Below are 26,585 nucleotides of genomic sequence, written 5' to 3'. Positions count from 1 at the left end.
TTGTGATTTTGCATCTACTATATAATGAAAGCTTTATGGAGGTGAATTTATGTCAAATAATAATTATTCAGATGGCTTAAATCCTGATGAATTCTTATCAGCTAGTGCATTTGATCCTAATCTTGTAGGTCCAACTTTACCACCAATACCACCGTTTACACTTCCAACCGGGCCTACTGGACCGACTGGGCCGACTGGGCCTACTGGACCTACCGTACCTACTGGGCCTACTGGACCGACTGGGCCTACTGGACCGACTGGGCCTACTGGGCCTACTGGGCCTACTGGGCCGACTGGAGACACTGGTACAACTGGCGCGACTGGAGACACTGGCGCAACTGGACCTACTGGGCCTACTGGGCCTACTGGAGACACTGGCGCAACTGGACCTACCGGGCCGACTGGAGACACTGGCGCAACTGGACCTACTGGGCCTACTGGAGACACTGGTGCAACTGGTGCGACTGGGCCTACTGGACCTACTGGGCCTACTGGACCTACTGGACCTACTGGGCCTACTGGGCCATCTGGATTAGGACTTCCAGCAGGATTGTATGCATTTAACTCTGCTACAATTTCTTTAGCTCTTGGAATTAATGATCCTGTACCGTTTAACACGGTTGGATCTCAGTTTGGTACAGCAATTTCTCAATTAGACGCTGATACTTTCATCATAAGTGAAACTGGATTCTATAAAATTACTGTTATCGCATATACTGCAGCAGTAAGTATATTAGGTAGCCTTGCAATTCAAGTGAACGGCGTTAATATACCTGGCGCTGGAACAAGTTTAATCTCACTTGGAGCGCCTCTCGTTATCCAGGCAATTACACAAATTACAATAACGCCATCAATGGTTGAAGCTGTTGTTACAGGACTTGGATTATCTCTAGCTCTTGGTACAAGTGCATCCATTATTATTGAAAAAATCGCTTAATTTTTTTACTTAGCAGTAAAACTGATATCAGTTTTACTGCTTTTTCAATTATGAATTCAAGCATGAAACTTTCACTATCTACATAATCATATTGTTGTATGACATTTTGCAGGAGGCACAAATATGGAAAATAAATTTGCTGTTCAGCTTTATCTCGAGTTGTTAAAGAAAACAATTTTATTTGAAATATGGCTAGAGTATGAGCCATACTTACCTGCTTCATTACATATTTCTAAGGAACTCCCATATGAACCAGTTACCGTACCACTTCCTTTATTCATTAAGCAATATGCTGAAAACCATAACTTGAAAATTGTGAAACCAGATGTTTTAAAAAGTGAACGTCAAGATGGGATGGATTGGCCCAGAGCAGCACACAGTATGATCGGCCGGGAACGAATGAATCAATTACATGAAGCACTGGAAACAGTTGTCCGTGAAAATATAGAAGGTGATTTTATTGAAACAGGTGTGTGGCGCGGGGGATCGTGCATTTTTATGAATGGTTTTTTACAGGCAAATAACATTACTGATCGTAATGTGTGGGTTGCAGATTCATTTGAAGGTTTGCCAACACCGAATTTAGAACACTATCCGAAAGATTACGGAGATTATTTACACTCTTTCGATTACTTACGCGTTTCTTTAGAACAAGTACAAGAGAATTTTAGAAAATATGATTTATTAAATGATCAAGTAAAATTTTTAAAAGGCTGGTTTAAAGATACTTTACCAACAGCACCAATAGAAAAAATTGCAATTGCACGCCTTGACGGTGATATGTACGAATCCACAATGGATGGTCTCGTGAACTTATACGATAAAGTTTCTAAGGGCGGCTATATTATTATTGATGACTATGGACTACCAGCTTGTGCAGAGGCCGTGACAGACTTTAGAAATCAAAGAAACTTAAAAGCTCCTATTACTAAAATTGATGTATTCGGGGTTTATTGGCGAAAAGAATAGGGCGAAACTTTATTCAGTTAGGGTTTCTCCATCTCACACTAATTATTAGCCTTCGCCAATAGCATGATAAATAAAAACAAAAGCTCCCATTACTATTTCCAGTTGTTCTAGGGAGCTTTTTACATATCGCAACAGTTCTAATATCGTTTCCCCTCCCACTATAAAATGTTAGCTGCATATTAAAAATGTTGGTTCCCTATTTACTACAAGGAAGGAGTGAAATTATGAGCGAGCTTGAAAAAAAAATCGCATTAATCCCACCTCCCGAACTCGTCCAATATGTAGGTGGCGACTTTCAAAAGGTTGGAAAAGAATTCATAAAGCATTTTATTCAAATTGGCAGTTTAAAATCCAATGAAACAGTGTTAGATGTAGGTTGTGGTGTCGGTCGAATGGCGGTTCCATTAATGAATTACTTAGGTGATGATGGAGCTTATTATGGATTTGATTTATTTAAAGATGGCATTACATGGTGCAAAAATAATATTTCAACTGCCCGTAGTAATTTCCATTTTGAACACGTTGATATATATAATCAATTCTACAACCCAGAAGGAAAAGAAGATGCTTCTCAATACAAATTTCCATATGAAGACGATTCATTCGATTTTATTTTTTTAACTTCTGTATTTACCCATCTCCTTCCGAAAGAATTAGAACATTACGTATCTGAGATTGTACGTGTTCTAAAAAAAGATGGGAGATGTTTTATTACCTTCTTTCTCATTAACCCTGAATCATCCTATTACTTAAATTCTGGGCTAAGTACATTAGGTTTTTATCATCAAATTGAAAATTGTTATGTTGTGAATAAAGATATTCCTAATTTCGCAGTTGCCTATCCTGAAGAAGATATCCGCACCTTATTAAATAAACATGGCTTAGAGGTAATTAACAAACCACATTATGGTTTATGGTGCGGCAGAAATGAGTATACAAGTTATCAAGATATCGTTCTTACAAAAAAAGCTTCTGAAAGGTAGTTTCGTATGAATAATAAAAAAAAGTCACCTCTCGTTTCCATCCTTATTCCCACTTATAATCGACCACATTATTTCAAAATTGCTCTAGAAAGTGCATTAGCACAAACTTATCCAAACATTGAAATTATTATAGGAGACGATAGTACAAATGATGAAACAGAAATCTTAATAAATGAACATTATTTACCTAATTATAAAAACATAACATACATTCGAAATACCACTACTTTAGGACAATTTCATAACGATCTTATGCTCTTAGAGAAATCTAATGGGGAGTATATAAATTTTTTAATGGACGATGATGTGTTTTATAATCATAAAATACAAAAAATGATGGCTTATTTTGAGCAAGACACAAATAAAAATCTCGCTCTTATAACTTCTTATCGAGTACGTATTGACGATCACGGGAATTTAATTGGAGATGCTCATCCAACACAAAGATTATATAGCGAAGACATTCAATTAAACGGAATATTTTTAGGCGACTGGATGTTAAAAGGTGGACATAACATTATCGGTGAGCCTACAACTATTCTGTTTAGAAAACAGTTACTCACTGAACCTTTCGGCACGCTAAAAGGAAGGCACTATTCTTGTAGTGTCGATATGGCATCATGGATTTCCTTACTTTCTAAAGGAGACGCAGTATACATATCCGAACCTTTAAGCCAATTTCGCTACCATACTGGGCAACAAATACACAGCAAGCTCCTTGAAGGATCTGAGGATTTTACGCACCTCGTTATAACTTCAAAAGAATACGGATTTTTACAAGATAATACAGATTATAGACTAGGTCTAATTAGCGCTTATAAATGGTGTAAAGGTTCCTTAGAATATTATAGCCAGCTACCAAACCTCATTCCAGATGCACATGTACGTCTTTCCCATTGTTTGGACATAATTATAAAAGAGCTACATCATTAGTCTATTCTGCGAAAATAAAATGTGTGAGCTTTACGTGAATAATGCGTATAGTTCATACATTCTTTTTAAACTATGTGATGCACCAACTAAAACCCACTAATATAGAGAGCAGTAGAAAGGAATTCATACAGTGAAAGATCCGAACACTCAATATCAAATAGACTACATATTAATATTCATTTTATTTGCCATTGGGATTGTTAGCTGCTTTGCTATCGCAAGTGCACAAGCTTCTTTACCACCATTTTTACAAAACGTAAATTTTGTATTAAAACAAATCCAATGGTATGCCATTGGATTTATCGCCATTGGTGTTATTATGGTTATTGATTTCGATCGCTATAAACAAATTGCTTGGTATTTATATAGCTTTGCACTCATACTTCTAATTGGCCTAGAACTTCAAGTTCCTGGCGCCGTTACAATTAAAGGGGCTACCGCGTGGTACAGACTTCCAGGCATCGGAAACTTTCAGCCTTCTGAAATTATGAAATTATTTTTGATTATCGTCGTTGGACGAATTATAGCGAATCATAATGAAAAATACCTTTTTCGGACAACTCGTGAAGATTTCATTTTACTTTTAAAAATATTTGCAGCTAGTTTACCTCCACTACTTCTAATCGCAAAAGAACCTGATTTAGGAAACACAATGGTCATTTCAGCGATGCTTGCAACAATGGTTTTAGTTTCTGGTATACGTTGGCGCTTTATCCTCGGATTAACCTCCGGTATTTTCGCCATAGGCTCTACCTTAACATATATTTATTTCACGCATACAGAGTTCTTTAAAGAGCACATTCTAAAAGAATATCAATTAAATCGCTTCTATGGTTGGCTTGCACCTTATGAATATGACGCACAAGGATATCAATTAAGACAAGCATTTTTAGCTACTGGATCAGGAGAGATGCAAGGAAAAGGATGGGAAAATAGACAAGTATATTTTCCAGAGCCACATACAGATTTTATTTTTACAAATATCGCTGAACAATTCGGTTTTTTAGGAGCAAGTGTTATTATTTCATTTTTTTTCTTACTCATTTACCGAATGATCCATATCGCTTTAGAAAGCAATGAACCTTTCGGTAGTTATATTTGCGCTGGTACAATTGGAATGTTTACGTTCCAAGTATTCCAAAATATTGGGATGACAATTGGTTTACTCCCTATTACAGGAATAACGTTACCGCTTATGAGCTACGGCGGGAGTTCACTGCTCACATATATGGTTGCTATCGGATTTATTTTAAACGTACGCTCAAGAACTAAAATCTTTATGTTTAAATGAACCATATCGAAAAACGGTATGGTTTTTTTCTATGTCCATTTTAGATATACTAATGAAAAAATGAGCTGGAGGTTTAAATATGAAATATGACATTATAGGTGATATTCACGGATGCTTCCAAGAGTTTCAAGATTTAACAACGAAACTAGGGTATAGCTGGGATAGTGGTATCCCAATCCATAACGCAAAACGAAGGCTTGCATTCGTTGGTGATATTACAGACCGAGGTCCTCATTCATTACGGATGATTGAAATTGTATGGGAGCTCGTAATAAATAGAAAAGATGCTTATTATGCTCCAGGGAATCACTGTAATAAACTGTATCGTTTCTTCCTTGGACGTAATGTTACAATCGCTCATGGGCTCGAAACAACTGTTGCAGAATATGAAGCATTGCCTTCTAATAAGCAACAAATAATAAAAGAAAAATTCATTACTCTTTACGAACAATCACCGCTATATCACATACTGGATGAAAAAAATTTAACCGTCTGTCACGCTGGTATTCGGCAAGATTACATAGGAAGACAAGATAAAAAAGTACAAACCTTTGTATTATATGGTGATATTACAGGCGAAAAACACCCTGACGGCTCACCTGTCCGCCAAGATTGGGCGAAAGAGTATAAGGGTGAAACATGGATTGTTTATGGACATACACCTGTCAATGAACCTCGCTTTGTGAATCATACAGTCAATATTGATACTGGTGCTGTATTTGGTGGTAAACTAACTGGACTACGTTACCCTGAGTTGGAGACCGTTTCTGTCCCTTCTTCCCTACCTTTTGTCCCTGAAAAGTTCCGCCCAATTTCATAAAGTGAAACTTTAATCAGTGGGGGTTTTGTTCATCCGCCACTAATTATTAGCCCGCACCAATCGGGATAAATACCTCTACTTAATACAATTCACGATTTGCAGAGGATCATGGTGTTTTCTAGACATATTCCACACTAAAACTAGATAAAGCAATTAAAAAAAGATGCAATAAAGTGCATCTTTTTTTAATTGCACGGCATATACTGTCGCAGGAGGTGACGGAATGAAGAAAAAATCTTCTAAACAAAAAAGAAAATTCCACCCTTTATACCATCCCATGCATGGAATTAACAACTGGTGCAGTATTCGAGCTGCAGCTATAGAAGAAATAGAAGAACAAGAGTCATCAAAAAAAAGCAAACCGAGAGAAACATATGTCTCTTTAGAAAATGCTGTTATGAGGCGAATTATAGATAGCAGGAAAATAAAAGCAAAACAAAAAAAGAAGCTCGCTTCTAATAATGATGAACCTGTGCTTAATTCGGAAAAGATACAAGAAAATATAGAAGAAAACATTCCTGCAGCAATAAAGGAAAAAGTACAACCAGAAATTCCAGCTACTATTATAAATCAAGTAAAAAAAATAAAAGAAGCATTAATCTCGGGCAACGATGTACAAATAGAAAGATCCGCCCCTATTCAGGCTCCTGTACCTACACCTATAAAAAAAGAAAATAACAAAGGAGCTCGTCACGCATATAAAGAAGGACTTCACTCTAAAGCTGATGGAATCGCTTCACATGCAGAAGGGCTTCTTACACATGCAACGGGTCCCTTTTCTCATGCAGAAGGGACAAAAACAAAGGCAACTGGACATAGTTCGCATAGCGAAGGAAGTGAAACGACAGCAGGCGGCTCTTATTCTCATGCAGAAGGAAAACATGCAATTGCTTTGGGCGAAGCAGCACATGCAGAAGGAACCGCAACTATCGCTAACGGATTCTCATCTCATGCGGAAGGAAATCATACATCAACAGCTAATTTTGCAGGCAGCCATATTATGGGTAAATTTGGTACAGCAGAAGAAGCTTATTCCTGGTTTATCGCAAATGGGACAAATGACACTGATTATAATATAGGCGCCAAATGGCTTGCCCATAACGGAGAAATGTATATCGATGGTGCTTCTTACAATGCAGGTGGTACTGATTTTGCACAAATGTTTGAGGCAGCAGATCATAGCCCTATTGATATCGGCTATTTCATTACATTTAGTAGCGAAGAAAAAATTCGAAAAGCTACTTCAAATGATTCATTCATATTAGGAATATCTAGCGCTACCCCCGCTCTCATAGGAAATAGCGGTGCTTTAAGTTGGCAAAAACGCTATAAAACAGACAGCTTCGGAAAACGTCAATATACGCGTACGGATACGCAAGAAATACGACCTCTTTTAAATACAGAATGGGATCCAGCTTGTAAGTATATATCAAGAAAAGAGCGTACTGAGTGGCTTCCTGTCGGATTAATTGGACAAATGTTAGTACGTGATGACGGCACTTGCGAAACACACGGATATTGTCGTCCGAATGATGACGGCATTGCCACGAAAGCTGAAAGTGGCTTTTTCGTTATAAAACGTACTGGTGAAAATCAAATTTTAATATTATTCCGCTAAAAAAAGGGAACAAAATTCTTTTTATGATAAGAATTTTGTTCCCTTTTAATTGTTATGTAAAGCGTATTGCATATCCTCTGGGATACTTACGGTAAAAGTCATTCCCTTTTCTAAAATAGGATGATAAAACGTCAAAGATGTACTATGCAGCGCTTGACGTTTTATCACATCTCTTCGGCCACCGTATAGATCATCCCCAAGTAGCGGATGTCCTATATATGCCATATGTACACGAATTTGATGTGTTCTTCCCGTCTCGAGCTCAAGCGCTACATGCGTCTTATCGGAAGAACTCTCCATCACTCTAAAATGAGTAACAGCTCTTTGACCATCTTCACAGACAGTTCGCTCGATAATACTATCCGATTTTCGTCCGATTGGCGCGTCAATCGTTCCTACTTCTTCTAAAATAGTCCCATGAACGATTGCCTCATACGTTCGTTTCACCCCTTTTTGTTGATGCTGCTTCGATAAAAGGTGGTGAACGAATCTATTTTTCGCAATTAGCATAAGCCCTGAAGTATCACGATCTAACCTCGTCACAATGTGCACCGTACTTGCAAGATTTTGTTTATCATAATGATATAAAAGAGCGTTTGCAATACTTCCTGACGGGTGCTCCCTAGACGGAATCGTCGACATATTTGCTTCTTTATTTATAACAAGAACCGCATCATCTTCATATACGATACATAAAGGGATCTCTTCCACTTCCATCCCTTCACTTCTTTCCTCCACTGGAAAAAAGATTTGTAACTCTTCACCAGCTTGTAACTTGTGACGAACACTTGTGTGTTGACCGTTTACTTCAATTGCTCCCCCGCGGAACTTTATATCCGTTAAAGCAGCTTTCGAAATCCCTTTTGTTTTCAAAAATTCTCTAACTAAAGTTCCCTCTTCAGCCAGCCCTATATCCCATTTCAATGTAAATCTGTTCAAATATATAAACCCTCTCTATTTATCTGCAACAAACGAGTCACGAACACGTTTCCAGAATGGGAACGGACGGAAACGAACAAATCGTACTTTCTCGTTTGCAACGCGATACTGAATTGATTTCACATCTTGATGAACCATCGTCAAATGATCCACGGTAATTTGCATGTTCATTCCTGCAGCCGGCTTTAAAACGCATGTATGATGCTTCGGCAGTACGAGCGGCGAACCTACCGTACGAAATACACGATTGTTGATAGATGCCATTTCTGCAATTTGAATCGCTTCAATAGAAGGGTGAATAATTGCTCCGCCAAGCGCCTTATTATACGCGGTACTTCCTGAAGGAGTAGAAATACAAAGACCATCTCCGCGAAACGTTTCGAAATACTCTCCGCGTATTTCCACTTCTGTTACTAATGTACCTTCTGCACTTTTTACAGTCGCTTCATTCATCGCCAAATACTGCGACTCTTTACTACCATTCACATAGCGAATAATCACTTCTAAAAGTGGATATTCAACCACTTGGAACGGTGTTTTAGCGATTGCAATCACCAACTTCTCTACTTCCGTCGGTAACCAATCTGCATAGAAACCTAAATGCCCTGTATGTACACCAACAAATGCGGTTTCATCTAATCGATTATAGTAACGATGGAATGCATATAAAAGCGTTCCATCTCCCCCAACAGAAATTACAATATCAGGTTCCTTTTCATCCATTGTAAACCCAAAATCTAACAAGTATTCTTTCATCGTACTTGCTAGTGTATCTGATGATTGATCTCCCTTTGACATAATTGTAAATTTCATCGCCCAACACCCTTTAGTTTATGATTCAGAATCTTTCGTTTCCTGCTTTCGTGAAAAGACCTTTTGCGCTTCTTGAATTTCAAGACGAATGGAAGACATTTCTTCATCTAATAAAAACGCCGCTTCCGCTGCACGTTGTAAGCGTATTTTAATATCTTCAGGAAAACGTCCACTATATTTGTAATTTAAAGAATGCTCAATCGTTGCCCAAAAATTCATTGCTAACGTGCGAATTTGAATTTCAACTAACACTTTTTTCTCCCCCTGTATCGTTTGAACAGGATAACTAATGACAACGTGGTAAGAGCGATAGCCGCTATCTTTCTTTTGCGTTACATAATCACGTTCTTCTACAATGTCAAAATCATTTCGTTTTCGAAGATATTCTACAACAGGCTTAATCTCATCTACGAATTGACACATCATTCGAAGGCCCGCGATGTCCTGCATATCTTCTCTAATTCGGTCTAGCGGTACATTTCTCTTCTCCGCTTTATCAATAATACTTGCAACCGACTTTACCCTTCCTGTTACAAACTCAATTGGAGAATGCTCCGTTAACATTGCAAATTGAGTACGCATTCCTTTTAGTTTCACTTTCAGCTCCGCCACCGCTTGGTGATACGGTGCTAAAAATTCTTCCCAATTACGATTCATTTCAACCACCACCAAAATCAATCCATTTGCTTATAGAAACACTTTTTCTACAGCAGTTACTAGTTCTTCTCCGTAATTTGCATTACCTTCAATATTTTCAACTAAATACTCTACTTCTTCTTTTAATCCTTCTAATTCTATTTCAACATCATTCACGCGAATAAACATCGCTGTATCTTTATTCATCGCTTCATGCACTGCTTCCCAGCATGTATGCGGAATACTTACATAAATGAAAGATGATTCATTTTCTAAGATATATAAAAATGATAAATTGTCTGAGTCTACAAGTACGTGATTACGCGCACTTAACTCCTTTACCTCTATTTCAGTATTTTCCGCACAAAAAATAAGCGCATTCTCTCTCATTTCTACGCTCTTAACTTGAATTTTATTTTGCATACTCGAACTCCTCCATCTCAACTTCCTGTCTTACTTAACAGTATTATTGTATCATAACATGGACGCAAACAAATAAAACATTGAACCAAATTTGCGAAAAAGCGATAATGTGGAAAGAATTATTTTTCAAAAGGAGCGCATACAATGACACAAGAAATTGAAATTGAATTTAAAAATATGGTTACAGAGGAAGAATTCCAAACATTATGCAAATCTTTTTCTATTGAAGCATTTACAAAACAAGTAAATCACTACTTTGAAACGCCTCACTTCTCTTTAAAAGATACGGGCTCTGCACTTCGTATTCGTCATAAAGATGGAACTTATACCTTAACATTAAAACAACCTGCTGAAATTGGTTTATTAGAAACTCATCAGTCTGTAACAGAAAAAGAAGCACAACTTATGATGGAAACAAACACAATCATTCAAGGAACTGTAATGGATCAGCTACACAAATTACAAATTCCCGTTTCCTCTTTAACTTATATGGGTAGTTTAACAACAGAAAGAGCTGAAATATTATTTGAAGGCGGAACGCTTGTCTTTGATCATAGTTTCTATTACAATCACGATGATTATGAGATTGAATACGAAGTGCAAGATGAAAAGACCGGTAAAGCAGCATTTATAAGGTTATTAAAGCAACATAACGTACCAGTTCGTCATACAAACAACAAAGTAAAACGCTTTTTCCTTGCCAAACAAAACGAAGAGCGCTAAAGTAAAATTTCCATCAGTGAAGAAGAGCTGTACTTACGGCTACATTTCACCTTTTTGAAAAGTAAAAGATTTATTAGCAACATATAGAATAAGCAAAGAATGTTATGAAGGCTGTTTAGTTGCTCTTCATAACATTCCATTGCTACAATAGATATACATTTCATGGAAAAAGGGGTTTATAAAGGATGAGCAAGCAACCGATGACACCATTTGAAGCAATCGGCGGTGAACAATGCATTGCAACATTAGTGGATACATTTTATTCCTATGTCAGTGAACACCCTGACTTATCTCCGATCTTCCCGGATGATTTAACAGAAACTGCTAGGAAGCAGAAACAATTTTTAACACAATATTTAGGTGGTCCTAATTTATACACTGAAGAACATGGGCATCCTATGCTAAGAGCACGCCATCTTCCGTTTGAGATTACTCCAAAACGCGCAGAAGCTTGGCTGTCATGTATGGAGCAAGCAATGGATGATACAGGAGTGCACGGTCATATAAGAGAGTTTGTTTTTGAACGTTTAGCATTAACTGCTCAACATATGGTCAATACTCCAAATGAAACAGGTGAAGTGTAATGGATAAGCAGGAAGCAAAGCATATAAATATGCCTTCTCCTTCCACATGCGAGCATAAATCTGTAGAAGCATATTTATTTATTGATCCACTTTGTAAAGATTGCTGGGATATCGAGCCATTTATTATTAAACTATGGCTTGAGTATGGGAAATACTTCTCTATTCGTCATATAGTAACAGGAAAAGTGGACGGAGCAAACGCTTCCTCACACAAATGGAATAAACCTGCTAATATTCGATTTGTGTGGGAAAAAACAACAAGTTTACAAGGTTTTTCATGTGATGGAAAAGTACATATGCAAGAGGCATCGTCAACACCATATTTAGTTTCGATGGCAATTAAGGCGGCGGAATTGCAAGGCCGAAAAGCAGGTTCGAAATTTTTGCGAAAACTCCAAGAATACATTCTTCTTGAAAATGTATCAAACCCTGACTGTGAATTATTGCTTACATGCGCTAAAGATAGTGGCATTGATGTAGAGGAATTTAAAAAAGACCTACACTCAGTTAGCGCAAAAAAAGCTTTCCAATGCGACCTAAAATTCACAAATGAGATGCATATTACAGAAATACCTTCCCTCCTATTTTTTCATGCAAATTCAGATGAGGAAGGTATTAAAATCGCGGGAATTTATTCCTATGATGTATACGTACAGTTATTAAAAGAACTTATAAAGTGCGAGATTGAGCCAGAACCATTACCTCCTTTAGAAGTATTACTAGAAGCAACACAATTTATTTCTTCAAAGGAAATCTCATTTATATATGACTGCCCTCAACAAGAAATAGAGCGTGAACTAAAGAAATTACAACTAAAACGAAAAGTACAAATGATTGAAGTGAAGTGCGAGCGTTATTGGAAATGGATAGCAAAAGAAAAAGACCTGGTGTAAACACCAGGTCTTTTTCTTTACGGCTTATAAAAATATTAAAGGGGATGGGAGAAATTTTCACGTTCAAACAAAGGGGTATATGTTTGTATGTGAATTCGTTCACGCTTATTATATTACAAGATTCGACGTCAGATGACAACCCCTTTTGTCGAATTTCACATTTTTGTCACATTCTAAACGTTTTCATTTTTGAATAAGCTATAAAAAAGAACATTTAGGAGGTTTTATTAATGAAAAAGTCTCATATCGCTCTAATTTTTCTAGCTTTCATTGTTTCTTTTTTCTTGTACATCCTTTCTCTACTACAAGCTTTTCCTAAAATTATTGCCCTCCCTCTTTTATTCGGAGTTATCGTCATCGCTGTCTCTTATTTCAACTATAGAAAACGATTTAAAGGATTTTAATTACAAAAATCAACTGTAAAACTGCCTTCTAATTTAGAAAAAGTAAGGAAATCCCCCTTATTTTTTCGACAAATATCGACAAAAACATTTTCAAACAAAAAAGACGAGGATAAAACCCCTCGTCTTTTCTCATTACTTTTCTTCAAATAATAACGCTTCTAATTCATTTAATTTCTCTTCAAATACTTGAAGTGCCTCTTTCACTGGTTCAGGAGATGCCATATCAACTCCTGCTTTTTTCAACACTTCAATTGGATAATCGGAGCTTCCCGCTTTTAAGAATTCGTTAATGTAACGTTCTACTGCAGGTTGTCCTTCTTCTAAAATTTGTTTAGATAACGCAGTCGCTGCACTAAATCCTGTTGCGTATTGATATACGTAATAGTTGTAATAGAAGTGCGGAATACGAGACCATTCTAAACCGATTTCTTTATCGATTACTAAAGCATCCCCGAAATATTTCTTATTTAAATCGTAGTAGATCTCCGTTAACATATCTGGCGTAACCGCATGTCCTTCTTGTACTTTTTTATGAATGATATGCTCGAACTCTGCAAACATTGTTTGACGGAATACAGTACCACGGAATCCTTCTAAATAATGATTTAATAAATATAGACGCTCTTTTTTATCTTCTGTCGTTTTTAATAAATAATCATTTAGAAGCGCTTCATTACAAGTTGATGCTACCTCTGCAACGAAGATTGAATAATCACCGTATACGTGTGGTTGTGTCTTTCTTGTGTAATAACTATGCACCGAATGACCAAACTCATGAGCAAGTGTATATAAATTATTTACATTATCATGCCAGTTCATTAAAATATACGGATTTGTTCCGTATGCACCAGATGAATATGCTCCGCTTCGTTTGCCTTTATTCTCGTACACATCTACCCAGCGATTTTCATATGCTTCTTTTAAAATTTCAACATATTCATCACCAAGTACGTTTAAAGATTTTAATAACAGGTCTTGTGCTTCTTCATACTTCACATTCATTTTCACTTCTTGTACAAGTGGTGTATATAAATCGTACATATGAAGCTCATCAAGTCCTAGTGCACGCTTACGAATATCAATGTAACGGTGTAATAAATGTAAGTTGTCATTTACCGTTTCAACGAGTTGATCGTATACTGCTTCAGGAATATTATTATTGCTTAATGCTGCTTGGCGAGCAGAGTCATATTTACGAATACGTGCATTGAAATTATTACGTTTCACTGCCCCGCTTAACGTACTTGCAAATGTGTTCTTAAATTTCCCATACGTTTCAAATACAGCTTTGAATGCATCTTCGCGAACACGACGATCATCACTTTCTAAAAACTGAATGTAACGGCCATGTGTTATTTCTACCTCTTCTCCATCCTCACCTTTAATAGACGGGAATTTCAAATCCGCATTATTCAACATACCGAATGTATTACTTGATGCACTCATCACTTCAGATGCTTCTGCTAATAACGCTTCCTCTGCCTCAGATAATACGTGCGGGCGTTGACGTGTAATTTCTTCTAATGCATGCTCATATACACTTAGTTCTCGATTTTCTTGTAAGAATGTTTGCAATGTATCTTCTGAAATAGATAAAATTTCAGGTACGATATACGCTGTGCTACTAGATACTTGTGAGTATAAATTTGTTGCGCGATCATTCAGTGCTTGATACACAGAGTTTGTTGTATCTTGATCGTAACGCATATGTGCATATGTATATAGCTTACCTAATCGCATTGAAATTTCATCTTCATATTGCAATGCCTCAAGCAAATTGTCTGCAGAGTCGCCAAGCTTCCCTTTAAATTCAGTTAACTTTGGCAATAGCTCTTTAATAGCTTGGAATTCTTTTTCCCATTCTGCATCTGTTTGGAAAATATCTTCTAATCGCCATGTGCTTGCTTCTTCAATCTCATTGCGATTTGGTAATGATTTTACTGTATTTTTTTCAGCCATTCTTTAAGCCCTCCTTATAATATCTCTACTTAAGTACAATTCGAGTTTTCTTATGTAATTCCTTCACGATCAGTCTTTATTATATCCCCTTTTCCCTCTCTCATGTTGTACTTTGTCTCAAATAGAGATAGTGCATGTGCTAAGCAAATTTCATCATATTTCATAATTTCTCCCTCTGTTTTTACCAACACAACATCTCTTATTTTTCGATACTTATTAATACCTATTTTTATTAATACACCTGCATAACATAAAAATGTCATATACTCCGAAACTGCTACCTTCCATATATGTTGTGCAAAATACGGAAGTAGACGCCTCTTCGTATATTTTGCTACATAGTTACATACGTATTGCAGAGAAATATACTCCCCTACCTTAAGCATACCTATACACTTCAAATAAAGAGAAGCTTGCCATATAAATGGATTTGTTTGAAAAGCAAACGCGGATGGGAGCGGAACACCGATTTCAGAAGGAAAACCCGCTGGGGTACATTTATATTGATATAAGAGGCGGAGTAGTGACTTATGATTATAATTCCAGACAGATAGAGCGTTTTGCCGAAAATGGTTCTTTTTTCTCTTCCATTCTTGTCCTAATACCTCTTTTTGGAAAGGAACGGGGGAAAAGAGCATGTCAACAGTAGTCGTATCAGTTGGTAAATAAATAGTATGTGAGAAAGAGACATTTGTAGAAAACGGAGTGATAAATGCGCATTTCATAAACGATTTTTGTTTCGGACAGAAGAAAATAAGAAATGGTTGAGGATAAGGTTGTAAGGAGAAAGCCATAAGGGAGGAGAATGTAATCCAATAGGCGGATTGCTTTTTCAACTGATTTCCACCGATTATCCAGATGACTTGTATACTAGCTTGCCAATACGAATATGTTCGCTTATAAAGCTGCTCTACGGAGAGATTTGCACATTGATATTCAATCGCAATTTTTCTATCCGCTCTCTCTACGTAAATATCTGGCCGTTGCTTGATTACTGGCAGGTAATGCTCTATATCCACATGAAAATTTTGACGTTTCAACCATCTATATAACAATTCTTTACCGTGCATATGATACATAGATTCTGCTTCATAAAAGGTAAGACATGAATCCACTTTCTTATGAGCAAAATGCCAGCTCTTTTGTTTTCCTAATTTCATTTGCACTTCTTTTCCGCAAGCTGTACAAAAGAATTTTTCTCGTTTACGCATTTCGCGTAAACGTTCTTCATCCCAGTTATATAATAGATGAATTTTCTCTCCGTTTTCTCTCCTTGCAATAAACATCACCATCACACCCTTTCAACTTCTTGTATTCTACAATTTACTACAAATTCCTCTCAAAAAAAGAGATGTCCTAAATTAGGACATCTCTTTCTATAATAAAGGTGATAATAACCGGTACGTCGATTCAACAATCCGCCTATGAAGACGTCTCTTATGAAATCGGTCAACATGAATTTCACTGGATTCTTCTAAATCGTCTTTAAAATCTTGAACGAGCTTTCTAATGCTACCTGTATCATATAAAAAGGCATTTACTTCAAAGTTTAAATGAAAACTTCTCATATCCATATTAGCTGTCCCAATTGATGCGAGATCAGAATCCACGATGACAACTTTACTATGAAGAAACCCTTTTTCATATTCATATATTTTTACTCCTGCATCTAATAACTCCGGAAAGTACGATCTTGATGCATAAAAGACAGTCCGCTTATCTGGCTTACTTGGCATTAACAAACGAACATCGATACCAGCAAGTGCAGCTACTTTTAATGCAGATAAAATATCATCATCTGGAATAAAGTATGGTGTTGCAATCCAAATCGATTTCCTAGCTGAAGCAATCATTGCAAAATATAAATGTTTAATTGTTTCCCATTTATTATCCGGTCCACCTCCAACAAGTTGGACTCCGCCCCAATGATCACCCTCAACTGCTTCCGCTTGTAAATATTCAGGTGCTAATACCGCCTCACCAGTCATATAAAACCAGTCTTGAAGGAAAATTAGCTGTAAACTTTGAACTGCTTCACCGCGTAAATATAAATGCGTGTCTCGCCAAAAACCGAAATATTTATCCTTCCCTAAATACTCATCACCAATATTTAATCCACCTACAAACCCCTCATTTCCATCTATAATAACGATTTTTCGGTGGTTTCGATAATTAATTTTATCGTTTAAAATTGGAAAGCGCACAGGGAAAAATGGAATCATTTCTACTCCTGCATCATTCAATTCCGCAATATACGAATTTGATAATTTAAAGCTTCCAACCGCGTCGTATAAAAAACGAACGACAACGCCTTCTTTTGATTTTTTTATTAAAATATCTTTAATTTCTGTACCGAGCTTGTCATCACGTACAATGTAATACTCCATATGAATGTGGTGTTTCGCTCGATTTAACCCATCTAAAATTGCCTGAAACGTTTCGTCTCCATTTGTTAATGTCCTCGTTTCAGTTTGAAATGAAATATTTAAAGCACCCAATCGATCTGCTAAACGAAATAACAATTCTTGATGCTTATGATTTCGTAAAATCCGTTCTTCGTAATCTTCGTGTCCCTTATATTGTAAAAACGCCTGTTCATCGAGTAATGCCTTCTTTTGGAACATTCTTTTTCTGCGAAAGTTTTGTCCAAATAAAAGATAAGCAAAGAAACCGAACACTGGAAAAATACCTAGTACGATTAACCACGTAAGTGTTTTTGACGGATGGCGATTTTCTAAGAAAATAACACATCCAATTAAAAATGCGGAAACCGTAAATAAAATACTAATAATACCTAAAATCGAAACATCCTTTATCCCCATGACATCCGAATAAAATGCTACATCAATAAACATGCGTAATGAAACAAATAATGCGAACAGTAGTAGAAAAAAGAAAAGTAGTTTTAGTGTATTTTTCATCTCTTCCCCCCTAATAAGAAAGCCTTCCTATTCTTCATAAAAAAAGCCGATTTCATACTATAGAAATCGGCCTACGTTTTAGGAGGGAAATTGTTGCGAATTGTCTCAAGCGCACGCTCTTTCACAACCTGTTTCCCATACTCACTTACACGGTGAATCGTTAAAGTAGATTCTTCTCCATATTCTAAAACAATACTTAAAATACGATCAATCTCTTCTTCATCATGTAGCACTTCATCGAATTCCACATATACATAATAGCGGTCCTCAAATGAATGTAATTCATCTTTTATATCTTCAAAGATAAGACGATGACTTAATGAAATAACATCTTCAAAATCATTAAACTTAATTAAAAAGCCAAACGTACCATCTTCATTAAAGTTTGTTCCTACTTGTTCTTCTACCTCTTCCACTAATTCTTGCTGGAATAATGATTCGATGCCTTCATCTAGAGGAATGTCTATAATTTTGTCTACACCTATTGGTAATTCCAGCTTTTGTCCATCCTTTGAAAGCTCCGCTTTCGTTACAAGTACTTCAATCCCTTTATCGACTGCTTGCACTTGGATCCATAACGGCCCATCGATAAAGAAATCATCATGATCACGAGCTTCGTCCATCATCTCCCAAAAGAGCTCTTCACTTCGTTCGCGATCATACCAAATTTCTTCACGATTAAACCCTCTGTCCTCTATATCAATGTACGTAATAAAAAATTTCATCGTATGGTCATTAATTCTTTCAATATCCAAAATACAACGCTCCCTTCCTGCTTAGAATTGTTATGAAGGGATTCCCCACTCATATGACAAAACAATAGATTCTTGTACTCTCATTTTATGATAAGATTCTCCAGAAGGGAAATAAAATCGATTTATTTTACAAAAATAGTTATATACCTATCTGTATTCGACTTTTTACATAAAGTGAAACAATAATCAGTATTTTTTTCATCCTCCACTGATTATTAGCTCGCACCAATCGGAATAAATATACCATTATACCAATTCACTGCTCGCAAAAAATTTGGACATACATTCCCATATTCCCTCGTACACTGTAATAAAGTGAAACTTCTATTAGAGGTGATTATTTTTTCCCCAGGCGCGCGGGATCAAAACTAGACAAACTTTCTTCACCACATACATATATTTCGCTTATTAAAACATCATAAATGGAGGCAGACGAATGGACTTAGAGTTTTTAACATCTGTACTAATGATTGTCGGTATCGATGTTGTACTAGGTGGCGATAACGCAATTGTCATCGCACTAGCTAGCCGAAATTTACCTGAAGCAAAACGAAATAAAGCCATTTTGATTGGTACTATGTTAGCAATTGTGCTACGAATTCTCCTCACGATACTAGCTGTCTATTTACTTGATATCCCATTTTTACAACTCACCGGCGGAATTTTACTCACATTAATTGCGGTCAATTTACTCACTGATAATAACAACGACCTTTCTTCTATCAAAGGAAAAACGACTTTATTCCAAGCTGTGCGTACAATTGTATTCGCGGATCTCGTTATGGGGTTTGACAATGTTATTGCCATTGCAGGAGCAGCTCACGGAAGACTTTCACTCGTAATTATCGGTTTATTCATTTCTATCCCGATTATCATTTGGGGAAGCAAACTTATTTTAATACTCATGGAACGCTTTCCATTTCTCATTTATTGCGGAGCAGCAGTTCTCGCCTATACAGCAGGAAAAATGATTACACACGAAGACAGACTTGCAACGTTTTTTCATCATAATCCTAGTTTTGCCACAAGTATCCCTTATTTGTTCATTTTCACCATTTTATGCATAGGCTTTATCGTTCAACAAGTGCGATTACGTAATGTTAAACAGTAAAAAAAAACCTTCTACTCTATAATAGGTAGAAGGTTTTCATATTATTATAATTAATTTACAAGACGCTGTGCTTCACGTAATTGGAACGTTCTTACTGTACGTGGTAAGAAACGACGGATTTCATCTTCGTTGTAACCTACTTGAAGGCGTTTTTCGTCAATCATAATTGGACGACGTAAAATACCTGGATAATCACGAATCATCTTATATAAATCTTGAAGTGGTAAAGACTCTAAGTTCACATTCAATTCTTGGAAAACTTTTGAACGAGTAGAAATAATCTCATCCGTTCCGCTTTCTGTCATACGTAAAATCTCTTTAATCTCATCAATCGTTAATGGATCTGAGAAAATATTACGTTCTGTATAAGGAATATGATTTTCCTCTAGCCATAATTTCGCCTTTCTACAAGACGTACAGCTTGGAGAACTATATAATGTTACCATACAAAGCTCACTCTCCTTAAAGAGTACAAATTCTGTACTAATTACAGTTTAAATTTCTAACTTCCGCAATTTTTCGCGATAACTTGTCTTATAGCAAAGTAAAAAATCGCAATTCATGTAAGCAACAATAATTACTTTTAATAAGTAACTTCTATAATCATTATACAATAGTTTTTGCAAGAAATATACAGTGAATTTACTGCTAGTTGAGAAAATTTCTCCGTGTACTCCACTGCTATGCAACATGATTATACTGAGTAAAACTGTCCTTTAACAACGGTCTTCAACCCTTTTGATACTTACTTTCTACAATAATCTTCACTTGATATACAATTACAGTTTCATAATCTTCCCCATTAAAAAGAGAGCGTTTTCTTACCTTTTCCCGACAAAACAATTGAGAAATGTAAGACTCTAAAGGTTAGAAACAAAAGGAACATTTGTTCTTATTTTAACAAATCTCTCCGCTCATGTCTATATGCTTTCTAAAGTAAATCGAATATTTTTCTGACATTTCTTTCTTTTTTACCATTTATCTCATACAATAAAAATACAGACAGACAAAGGGGGAATTTGCATATGATCGCTTTTTTTACTGATTTTATCATTGTTGCTACCCTCATCATCGGAATAACAGCATTGATTGGTGTCATTACAAATAGCATCGGTGAAAAACTCTTTGGTGGGAAAGAAAAAATGAAGTTTGTTAATAAAAGTTTAGATGTACAATCTGGCTGGAACCAAGTTGGCGGAAAAGGCATTTATAAAAAACGTACGTACTAAAAAAAGCAGGTAATCACCTGCTTTTTTTGTTATTTTCCTACTGATGCCCATTTGAAGCTTACTTCCCCGCCATACTTATGGTTGTACATATCTTTAATTGTTTCTCTTTGTAAATATGCTCTACCACGTTGATATACTGGAACAATCGCAGCGTCATCAAGTAACATTTTTTCTGCTTCAAGTAAGTTTTTCCAACGAGCATTTACGTCGCTTCCATCTTTCTTCGCTTTCATAATAATCTCATCGTACTTCGGATTAGAATACTTCATTTTATTTTGTGCCCCATCAGTTACGAACATATCAAGATATGTAACTGGATCTGGGAAGTCTGCACTCCATCCAGAGAATGACATTACAAAGTCGCCCGCATCTTCTAATTTTAGTTTTTGCGCGAATGGTTGTTGTTTAATTTTCACTGTTAAACCTGGTAAATTCTTTTCTAACTCACCTTTTAAATATTCACCAGTTTTCTTCGATAATTCAACGTCTTCATTTAATAGCTCTAATTCAATTTCGTTTTTACCAAGCTCTTTTTTACCAGCTTCCCAATACTTTTTCGCTTCTTTTACATTTGGTTTTACAATATCTCCATTTTCAACACGGAAATCTTTTTTATCCGGTCCTTTAATGAAATTGTCAGGAATTAATCCCGTCGCTGGCTTAGAACCGTTATTTAATAATGTATCAACGAATGGTTTACGGTCAAAACCAAGAGAAATTGCTTTACGAATATTTTTATTTGCTAAAGCTGGGTCTTTTTGATTTAAGCGAAGGAAGAATACAGATGTATCTTCTACCGTTTTGAAATCTGGTTTTCCTTTATATTTATCGATGAACTCTGCTAATAACGTCGCTCGATCGACTGCGTTTGTTTCATATAAATTAATTGGCGTAGACGTATCTTTCACAATATTAAAGTTCACTTCCTCAAGCTTCACTTCTTTATTGTCCCAATATGATGAGCTCTTTGTCATTTTGAAGCTACGTTCATGTTGCCAATCACTTAATGTAAATGGTCCGTTATAAAGTGTTGTATTTGCTTCTAAACCAAACTTCGTCCCTTGCTCTTTCACATACTTTTCATTAACAGGATAGAAGATCGGATAGACCATTAAATCAACAAGATATGGAATAGAATTATCTAATTCTACTTCTAGCGTATGATCATCAATCGCTTTTACACCTAATTGGTCTGGACTCATCTCTTTTTTATTAATTTTCTCAGCATTTTTTATATCGTACATAATGTACGCCGATTTCGCAGCTGTATCTGGATTAATTGCTCTTTGCCATGCATACACGAAATCTTTCGCCGTTACAGGTTCACCATTTGACCATTTTGCATCTTCACGTAATTTAAATGTATACTTTTTACCATCTTCTGACTTTTGGAATTCCTTCGCTACACCTGGAACTAATTTATCGTCTTTCCCAAGGCGGTATAGGCCTTCCATCGTATTGTTCATTACTTTTGAAGAAACTGCATCAGCTGATAACGCTGGGTCCATCGTTGGAATTTCTTGTGTTTCAATTAAGTTAATAACTTGCTTCGCACCGCTTTTCCCGCTATCCCCTTTTGCGTTCGCTTGCGGTTCATCTTTTTGGTAGCCACATGCCCCTAAAATCATGCTCATTGCTACTGTTGATGCTACAAAAACTGGTATCTTTTTTTTCATACTTCCACCCTCCAAAAAAATGTTAGCCCTTTCATTTTCAAACAGAAAGAAATATATATATGTTCTAATAATTCATATTATACACATAAATATATTCTTTGTATATTTATATTTCTATTTTATTAAAATTTTCTGTTAACACCACGTGCCTTTGTAAACGTTTCACACTGCGTTTTTATTGAACTAAAGTGTTGAAAATGGTCATTTTTATATTTTTCTAAATTATCAGAGAAAAATAAATTTTATATTCTATAATATCTTACGCATAATTATTCCTCCTTTTTTGTCATAAAATGAAGGTTTATTCATATTGAAAATATGTAGGCTAAAATAAGTGCAAAGGATATGAAAGTGTGTTACGATACACTTTGCTAAAAATAGATATCGGTAAAGAGGGGACGGACATGACAGCAATTCGCTCAAAAAACGGGCCAACAGAGAAATTAAGTTTATTCTTATTAACATGGCCTATTTTTCTAGAAGTTTTTCTTTTTATGCTGATGGGGATCGCTGATACTTTCATGTTAAGTGCATTATCAGACGATGCTGTATCTGGGGTTGGTGCAGCGAATCAATACCTTCATATCGCGATTTTAGTACTAGAAGTCATAGGGAATGGTGCAGCTATCGTTGTATCCCAATACCTCGGTTCTAAACGCTTTATGGAAGCATCAAAAATATCAGCATTAGCCGTCACATTAAATTTAGTGGTCGGACTCATTATAAGCGCTGGTTTTCTTTTATTTTCAAAACATATGATGATGGCAATGAATTTACAAGGCGATGTACTAACGTATGCACAAAGCTATCTATCCATCGTCGGAGGAGCTATTTTCCTTCAAGCTATTATTAACTCATTAGCCGCAATTATCCGCGTTCACGGCTTTACAAAGCAAGCAATGTTTGTTTCGCTTGGAATGAATATCATTCATATCGCCGGAAACTACGTACTTATTTTCGGGAAATTCGGTTTCCCTGAACTTGGTGTGCAAGGAGCCGCGATTTCTTCCGCTGTCAGCCGGTTAATCGCACTTATCGTTTTCTTCTGGTTACTGTACCACGTTATGGAATACCGTGTGAAATTACAATATTACTTCACTTTATCAAAAGAATACGTTGGCAAAATTTTGAAGATCGGCATTCCATCTGCATTCGAACAAGTCATGTATCAAGCTTGTCAAATTGTCTTCTTATATTACGCAACATACTTAGGTACGGAATCGTTAGCTGCAAGACAATACGCTACTAACATTTCCATGTTCACTTATTTATTCGCCATTGCTATCGGTATGGGAACAGCTATTATCGTTGGACGCCTAGTTGGCGGAAATGAAAAGGATGAAGCTTACACACGCGTATGGAAAAGTGTACAATGGGCGATTGGTGTAACTTTATTTATGGTCATGCTCGTTGTTACATTCCGCACACAATTAATGGGACTATTTACGGATAATCCTCATATTATCGCTCTAGGGGCAAGCGTTCTTTTACTAAGTGTACTACTTGAAACAGGACGGACGATGAACATCGTCATCATTAATTCACTTCGTGCAGCTGGCGATGCAAAATATCCTGTTTTAATCGGCGCATTCTCCATGGTGTTAATGAGCTTACCACTCGGCTACTTTTTCGCCTTCCATTTAGACATGGGGCTCGTTGGTATTTGGCTAGCGATTGCTATCGACGAATGGACGCGAGCAATTATTATGTTCTTCCGCTGGAGAAGTAGATCGTGGGAAAATTATGCACTTGTTAAACCAAATGAGCAAGATGAGAGTGTTTCTGTTCAGGCGCAGTAAAATAAAAGTGTTTCTAAATGAAGAAAAGGCGGCTGGATTTCAGTCGCCTTTTCTTCATTCTTGGAAACTCTTAATTTGCTGTCTTTAAACAGAAAAAGAACTTGGATAAAATCTCTTTATACTAAATTAAGTTTAATTAGTATAAAAAATAGAGCCATCCTTCTGTAATAGAAGAATGGCTCTACTTTATTATTGATAGATTTCTTTATATTTCTTATACTCTGCTTCAGAACATAATACAAAATGTCCTGGGCGAATTTCACGCATTGTTGGTGCTTCCTCGCCATATTGATGTTGAGATGGATCGTATACGATACGTTTACGATTGCGCTCATAATCTGGATCTGGAAGCGGAATTGCAGATAGTAGTGATTTTGTATATGGATGCATTGGATTCGCATATAACTCTTCACTTGTTGTCAACTCAACGATTTGACCACGGTACATTACACCAATGCGATCACTAATGTATTTTACCATTGATAAATCATGGGCGATGAATAAGTATGTTAAACCTTTTTCTCTTTGTAACTGTTTCAGTAAGTTTACAACTTGCGCCTGAATCGATACGTCAAGTGCTGAGATTGGTTCATCAGCAATGATAAATTCAGGTTCTACAGCTAGCGCACGAGCGATACCGATACGTTGACGTTGTCCGCCTGAGAATTCATGCGGGAAACGGTTTGCGTGCTCTTTATTTAAACCAACTGTATTTAATAATTCATGAACACGGTCCATACGCTCTTTTTTGCCTTTTGCTAGTCCGTGAATATCAATACCTTCTGCGATAATATCCCCTACTGTCATACGAGGATTTAATGATGCATATGGATCTTGGAAAATCATTTGCATTTTACGGTTGAACTTCTTCAGCTCTGCACGTGATTTTTTACCATGTACATTTTCACCATCGAACAACACTTCACCAGCAGTTGCATCATATAAACGAATAATCGTTCTTCCAGTTGTCGATTTACCACAACCTGATTCTCCTACAAGACCAAATGTTTCTCCGCGGTAAATATCAAATGAAATATCATTAACCGCTTTGACAACACCACCACTCACGTCGAAGTGCTGCTTTACATTTTTTACTTCAATTAATTTCTCACGTTGTTTAGTCATGTTGTTCACCTGCTTTCATTTGAAGAATGCGTTTTTCAACGACTGCCGGTGGTTTTACTTCTGGAGCTTGCTCGTGAAGTAACCAAGTTGCCGCATAGTGTGTATCACTTACTTTAAATAAAGGTGGGTCCATTTCAAAATCAATTTTCAATGCCTGCGGGTTACGTGGTGCAAAAGCATCACCCTTTGGCGGTTTTAATAAGTCTGGAGGCGTTCCTGGAATCGCATATAGCTCGTCCTCTGCACCATCTAAGCTTGGCATAGATGCGATTAAGCCCCATGTGTATGGATGTTTTGGATTGTAGAAAATTTCATCAACAGTTCCAATTTCAACAACTTTACCAGCGTACATAACCGCAACTCGGTCTGCAACGTTTGCCACTACACCTAAGTCATGCGTAATGAAAATGATTGCTGCTTCTGTTTTTTGCTGAATGTCCTTCATAAGTTCTAAAATTTGCGCCTGAATTGTAACGTCTAGCGCTGTTGTCGGCTCATCGGCAATTAATAATTTCGGGTTACAAGCTAACGCCATCGCAATAACTACACGCTGTCTCATACCACCTGAGAATTGGTGCGGATATTGTTTTAAGCGCGCTTCTGGATTCGGAATACCTACAAGGTCGATTAATTCTAACGCAACTTTACGTGCATCTGCTTTACTCATCCCTTGGTGTTTAATAAGACCTTCCATAATCTGATTACCAATAGTCATCGTTGGATTTAATGATGTCATTGGATCTTGGAAAATCATCGCAATATCTTTACCGCGTACTTGCTGCATTTCTTTTTCTGTTAGTTTCGTTAAGTCACGACCTTCAAATATGATTTCACCGTTTTTAATACGTCCTGGAGGATTCGGAATTAACCCCATTAACGCTTTAGAAGTAACTGATTTACCTGAACCAGATTCTCCTACAATCGCTAATGTCTCTCCTTTTTTCAAATCAAAAGTAACACCGCGTACAGCTTGTACTTCACCTGCATGTGTATCAAAGGAGACTTGCAAATCTTTTACCTCTAGCAATGTTTTCATTTTTACTT

General features: G+C 36.6%; 26 protein-coding genes. 14 read left to right on the top strand and 12 right to left on the bottom strand.

Annotated elements, in window-relative coordinates:
• The first annotated feature begins 49 nt into the window (after positions 1–49).
• The 7 genes from MR066_RS05320 (at position 50) to MR066_RS05290 (ending at position 7,551) form a co-directional block, all read left to right on the top strand.
• Positions 50–937, top strand: a complete 888-nt coding sequence (locus MR066_RS05320; protein ID WP_242246172.1) for a BclA C-terminal domain-containing protein — start codon at positions 50–52, stop codon at positions 935–937.
• Between the two features lie 123 nt (positions 938–1,060).
• The gene (locus tag MR066_RS05315; protein WP_002186420.1) at positions 1,061–1,906 is read left to right on the top strand and encodes a TylF/MycF family methyltransferase; all 846 of its coding nucleotides are present in this window, start codon (positions 1,061–1,063) and stop codon (positions 1,904–1,906) included.
• 224 nt (positions 1,907–2,130) lie between these two features.
• Positions 2,131–2,889 carry a class I SAM-dependent methyltransferase gene (locus MR066_RS05310; RefSeq protein WP_002030399.1) on the top strand — a complete coding sequence of 253 codons (759 nt, stop codon included), beginning with the start codon at positions 2,131–2,133 and terminating at the stop codon, positions 2,887–2,889.
• Positions 2,890–2,895: 6 nt separating this feature from the next.
• Entirely contained in the window at positions 2,896–3,822 is a 927-nt protein-coding gene (locus tag MR066_RS05305) for a glycosyltransferase family 2 protein (RefSeq protein ID WP_242246171.1), read from the top strand.
• Positions 3,823–3,952: 130 nt separating this feature from the next.
• Positions 3,953–5,113 carry an FtsW/RodA/SpoVE family cell cycle protein gene (locus MR066_RS05300; protein ID WP_002030401.1) on the top strand — a complete coding sequence of 387 codons (1,161 nt, stop codon included), beginning with the start codon at positions 3,953–3,955 and terminating at the stop codon, positions 5,111–5,113.
• A 79-nt stretch (positions 5,114–5,192) separates the two neighbouring features.
• Positions 5,193–5,933 carry a bis(5'-nucleosyl)-tetraphosphatase PrpE gene (gene prpE / locus MR066_RS05295; protein ID WP_002086958.1) on the top strand — a complete coding sequence of 247 codons (741 nt, stop codon included), beginning with the start codon at positions 5,193–5,195 and terminating at the stop codon, positions 5,931–5,933.
• 223 nt (positions 5,934–6,156) lie between these two features.
• Positions 6,157–7,551 (top strand): peptidase G2 autoproteolytic cleavage domain-containing protein, encoded by a 1,395-nt coding sequence (locus MR066_RS05290; RefSeq protein WP_242246170.1) that lies wholly within the window; start codon positions 6,157–6,159, stop codon positions 7,549–7,551.
• Positions 7,552–7,596: 45 nt separating this feature from the next.
• On the opposite strand, the gene MR066_RS05285 is transcribed toward MR066_RS05290, so the two are convergent.
• Genes MR066_RS05285 through MR066_RS05270 form a run of 4 tightly spaced genes read right to left on the bottom strand, consistent with a single transcriptional unit; the run spans position 7,597 to position 10,362 of the window.
• Entirely contained in the window at positions 7,597–8,490 is an 894-nt protein-coding gene (locus MR066_RS05285) for an RluA family pseudouridine synthase (protein ID WP_219301718.1), read from the bottom strand.
• A 15-nt stretch (positions 8,491–8,505) separates the two neighbouring features.
• Positions 8,506–9,303: an NAD kinase gene (locus MR066_RS05280; protein WP_002011365.1), complete on the bottom strand. Its 798-nt coding sequence runs from the start codon at positions 9,301–9,303 to the stop codon at positions 8,506–8,508.
• Between the two features lie 18 nt (positions 9,304–9,321).
• Positions 9,322–9,960: a GTP diphosphokinase gene (yjbM, locus tag MR066_RS05275; protein ID WP_002125951.1), complete on the bottom strand. Its 639-nt coding sequence runs from the start codon at positions 9,958–9,960 to the stop codon at positions 9,322–9,324.
• Between the two features lie 30 nt (positions 9,961–9,990).
• On the bottom strand, positions 9,991–10,362 hold the full coding sequence (locus tag MR066_RS05270) for a UPF0738 family protein (protein WP_016101551.1): 372 nt from the start codon (positions 10,360–10,362) through the stop codon (positions 9,991–9,993).
• Between the two features lie 144 nt (positions 10,363–10,506).
• Between MR066_RS05270 and MR066_RS05265 the strand changes: the two genes are divergently transcribed.
• The 4 genes from MR066_RS05265 (at position 10,507) to MR066_RS05250 (ending at position 12,966) form a co-directional block, all read left to right on the top strand.
• Positions 10,507–11,085: a CYTH domain-containing protein gene (locus tag MR066_RS05265; RefSeq protein ID WP_002064261.1), complete on the top strand. Its 579-nt coding sequence runs from the start codon at positions 10,507–10,509 to the stop codon at positions 11,083–11,085.
• Positions 11,086–11,270: 185 nt separating this feature from the next.
• Positions 11,271–11,669 carry a globin domain-containing protein gene (locus tag MR066_RS05260; RefSeq protein WP_000043388.1) on the top strand — a complete coding sequence of 133 codons (399 nt, stop codon included), beginning with the start codon at positions 11,271–11,273 and terminating at the stop codon, positions 11,667–11,669.
• The gene (locus MR066_RS05255; protein WP_215555576.1) at positions 11,669–12,562 is read left to right on the top strand and encodes a ClpXP adapter SpxH family protein; all 894 of its coding nucleotides are present in this window, start codon (positions 11,669–11,671) and stop codon (positions 12,560–12,562) included. The genes MR066_RS05260 and MR066_RS05255 overlap by 1 nt, the downstream gene beginning before the upstream one ends.
• A gap of 230 nt (positions 12,563–12,792) precedes the next feature.
• The gene (locus MR066_RS05250; RefSeq protein WP_242246169.1) at positions 12,793–12,966 is read left to right on the top strand and encodes a hypothetical protein; all 174 of its coding nucleotides are present in this window, start codon (positions 12,793–12,795) and stop codon (positions 12,964–12,966) included.
• 132 nt (positions 12,967–13,098) lie between these two features.
• On the opposite strand, the gene pepF is transcribed toward MR066_RS05250, so the two are convergent.
• The 4 genes from pepF to mecA form a co-directional block, all read right to left on the bottom strand.
• Entirely contained in the window at positions 13,099–14,925 is a 1,827-nt protein-coding gene (gene pepF / locus MR066_RS05245; RefSeq protein ID WP_002140837.1) for an oligoendopeptidase F, read from the bottom strand.
• Between the two features lie 50 nt (positions 14,926–14,975).
• A complete protein-coding gene (locus MR066_RS05240; protein ID WP_242246168.1) occupies positions 14,976–16,211 on the bottom strand; it encodes a competence protein CoiA in 1,236 nt (411 codons plus the stop codon).
• Positions 16,212–16,301: 90 nt separating this feature from the next.
• Positions 16,302–17,846, bottom strand: a complete 1,545-nt coding sequence (locus MR066_RS05235; RefSeq protein WP_113937681.1) for a cardiolipin synthase — start codon at positions 17,844–17,846, stop codon at positions 16,302–16,304.
• 71 nt (positions 17,847–17,917) lie between these two features.
• Complete coding sequence (mecA, locus tag MR066_RS05230) at positions 17,918–18,601, bottom strand: adaptor protein MecA (protein WP_002149820.1); 684 nt, start codon at positions 18,599–18,601, stop codon at positions 17,918–17,920.
• Between the two features lie 436 nt (positions 18,602–19,037).
• On the opposite strand from mecA, the gene MR066_RS05225 reads away from it, so the two are divergent.
• A complete protein-coding gene (locus tag MR066_RS05225; RefSeq protein WP_002011349.1) occupies positions 19,038–19,712 on the top strand; it encodes a TerC family protein in 675 nt (224 codons plus the stop codon).
• Between the two features lie 50 nt (positions 19,713–19,762).
• On the opposite strand, the gene spx is transcribed toward MR066_RS05225, so the two are convergent.
• A complete protein-coding gene (spx, locus tag MR066_RS05220) occupies positions 19,763–20,158 on the bottom strand; it encodes a transcriptional regulator Spx (RefSeq protein WP_002011348.1) in 396 nt (131 codons plus the stop codon).
• A gap of 579 nt (positions 20,159–20,737) precedes the next feature.
• Here spx and MR066_RS05215 point away from each other — a divergent pair.
• On the top strand, positions 20,738–20,941 hold the full coding sequence (locus MR066_RS05215) for a hypothetical protein (RefSeq protein ID WP_000559981.1): 204 nt from the start codon (positions 20,738–20,740) through the stop codon (positions 20,939–20,941).
• 29 nt (positions 20,942–20,970) lie between these two features.
• On the opposite strand, the gene MR066_RS05210 is transcribed toward MR066_RS05215, so the two are convergent.
• The gene (locus MR066_RS05210) at positions 20,971–22,617 is read right to left on the bottom strand and encodes a peptide ABC transporter substrate-binding protein (RefSeq protein WP_002140829.1); all 1,647 of its coding nucleotides are present in this window, start codon (positions 22,615–22,617) and stop codon (positions 20,971–20,973) included.
• A 353-nt stretch (positions 22,618–22,970) separates the two neighbouring features.
• On the opposite strand from MR066_RS05210, the gene MR066_RS05205 reads away from it, so the two are divergent.
• Positions 22,971–24,416, top strand: a complete 1,446-nt coding sequence (locus MR066_RS05205) for an MATE family efflux transporter (RefSeq protein ID WP_242246167.1) — start codon at positions 22,971–22,973, stop codon at positions 24,414–24,416.
• 189 nt (positions 24,417–24,605) lie between these two features.
• Here the strand turns inward: MR066_RS05205 and MR066_RS05200 are convergent, their stop codons facing one another.
• Positions 24,606–25,541 carry an ABC transporter ATP-binding protein gene (locus MR066_RS05200; protein ID WP_002086978.1) on the bottom strand — a complete coding sequence of 312 codons (936 nt, stop codon included), beginning with the start codon at positions 25,539–25,541 and terminating at the stop codon, positions 24,606–24,608.
• On the bottom strand, positions 25,534–26,577 hold the full coding sequence (locus tag MR066_RS05195; RefSeq protein WP_012260547.1) for an ABC transporter ATP-binding protein: 1,044 nt from the start codon (positions 26,575–26,577) through the stop codon (positions 25,534–25,536). Before MR066_RS05195 ends, MR066_RS05200 begins: the two co-directional genes overlap by 8 nt.
• Positions 26,578–26,585 lie beyond the last annotated feature (8 nt).

It is taken from the genome of Bacillus cereus group sp. BfR-BA-01523 (genome assembly GCF_022662615.1).
GTDB lineage: Bacteria > Bacillota > Bacilli > Bacillales > Bacillaceae_G > Bacillus_A > Bacillus_A mycoides.
The sequence above is the reverse complement of the archived record's forward strand: the minus strand, read 5'-3'. Positions and strand labels throughout refer to the sequence as shown.

Excerpts from the sequence above, each read along its gene's own strand:
- MR066_RS05320 (WP_242246172.1), top strand. The coding sequence starts at position 50 with ATGTCAAATAATAATTATTCAGATGGCTTAAATCCTGATGAATTCTTA.
- MR066_RS05315 (WP_002186420.1), top strand. The coding sequence starts at position 1,061 with ATGGAAAATAAATTTGCTGTTCAGCTTTATCTCGAGTTGTTAAAGAAA.
- MR066_RS05310 (WP_002030399.1), top strand. The coding sequence starts at position 2,131 with ATGAGCGAGCTTGAAAAAAAAATCGCATTAATCCCACCTCCCGAACTC.
- MR066_RS05305 (WP_242246171.1), top strand. The coding sequence starts at position 2,896 with ATGAATAATAAAAAAAAGTCACCTCTCGTTTCCATCCTTATTCCCACT.
- prpE (WP_002086958.1), top strand. The coding sequence starts at position 5,193 with ATGAAATATGACATTATAGGTGATATTCACGGATGCTTCCAAGAGTTT.
- MR066_RS05290 (WP_242246170.1), top strand. The coding sequence starts at position 6,157 with ATGAAGAAAAAATCTTCTAAACAAAAAAGAAAATTCCACCCTTTATAC.
- MR066_RS05280 (WP_002011365.1), bottom strand. The coding sequence starts at position 9,303 with ATGAAATTTACAATTATGTCAAAGGGAGATCAATCATCAGATACACTA.
- yjbM (WP_002125951.1), bottom strand. The coding sequence starts at position 9,960 with ATGAATCGTAATTGGGAAGAATTTTTAGCACCGTATCACCAAGCGGTG.
- MR066_RS05270 (WP_016101551.1), bottom strand. The coding sequence starts at position 10,362 with ATGCAAAATAAAATTCAAGTTAAGAGCGTAGAAATGAGAGAGAATGCG.
- MR066_RS05265 (WP_002064261.1), top strand. The coding sequence starts at position 10,507 with ATGACACAAGAAATTGAAATTGAATTTAAAAATATGGTTACAGAGGAA.
- MR066_RS05260 (WP_000043388.1), top strand. The coding sequence starts at position 11,271 with ATGAGCAAGCAACCGATGACACCATTTGAAGCAATCGGCGGTGAACAA.
- MR066_RS05255 (WP_215555576.1), top strand. The coding sequence starts at position 11,669 with ATGGATAAGCAGGAAGCAAAGCATATAAATATGCCTTCTCCTTCCACA.
- MR066_RS05250 (WP_242246169.1), top strand. The coding sequence starts at position 12,793 with ATGAAAAAGTCTCATATCGCTCTAATTTTTCTAGCTTTCATTGTTTCT.
- pepF (WP_002140837.1), bottom strand. The coding sequence starts at position 14,925 with ATGGCTGAAAAAAATACAGTAAAATCATTACCAAATCGCAATGAGATT.
- MR066_RS05240 (WP_242246168.1), bottom strand. The coding sequence starts at position 16,211 with ATGTTTATTGCAAGGAGAGAAAACGGAGAGAAAATTCATCTATTATAT.
- MR066_RS05235 (WP_113937681.1), bottom strand. The coding sequence starts at position 17,846 with ATGAAAAATACACTAAAACTACTTTTCTTTTTTCTACTACTGTTCGCA.
- MR066_RS05225 (WP_002011349.1), top strand. The coding sequence starts at position 19,038 with ATGGACTTAGAGTTTTTAACATCTGTACTAATGATTGTCGGTATCGAT.
- spx (WP_002011348.1), bottom strand. The coding sequence starts at position 20,158 with ATGGTAACATTATATAGTTCTCCAAGCTGTACGTCTTGTAGAAAGGCG.
- MR066_RS05215 (WP_000559981.1), top strand. The coding sequence starts at position 20,738 with ATGATCGCTTTTTTTACTGATTTTATCATTGTTGCTACCCTCATCATC.
- MR066_RS05210 (WP_002140829.1), bottom strand. The coding sequence starts at position 22,617 with ATGAAAAAAAAGATACCAGTTTTTGTAGCATCAACAGTAGCAATGAGC.
- MR066_RS05200 (WP_002086978.1), bottom strand. The coding sequence starts at position 25,541 with ATGACTAAACAACGTGAGAAATTAATTGAAGTAAAAAATGTAAAGCAG.
- MR066_RS05195 (WP_012260547.1), bottom strand. The coding sequence starts at position 26,577 with ATGAAAACATTGCTAGAGGTAAAAGATTTGCAAGTCTCCTTTGATACA.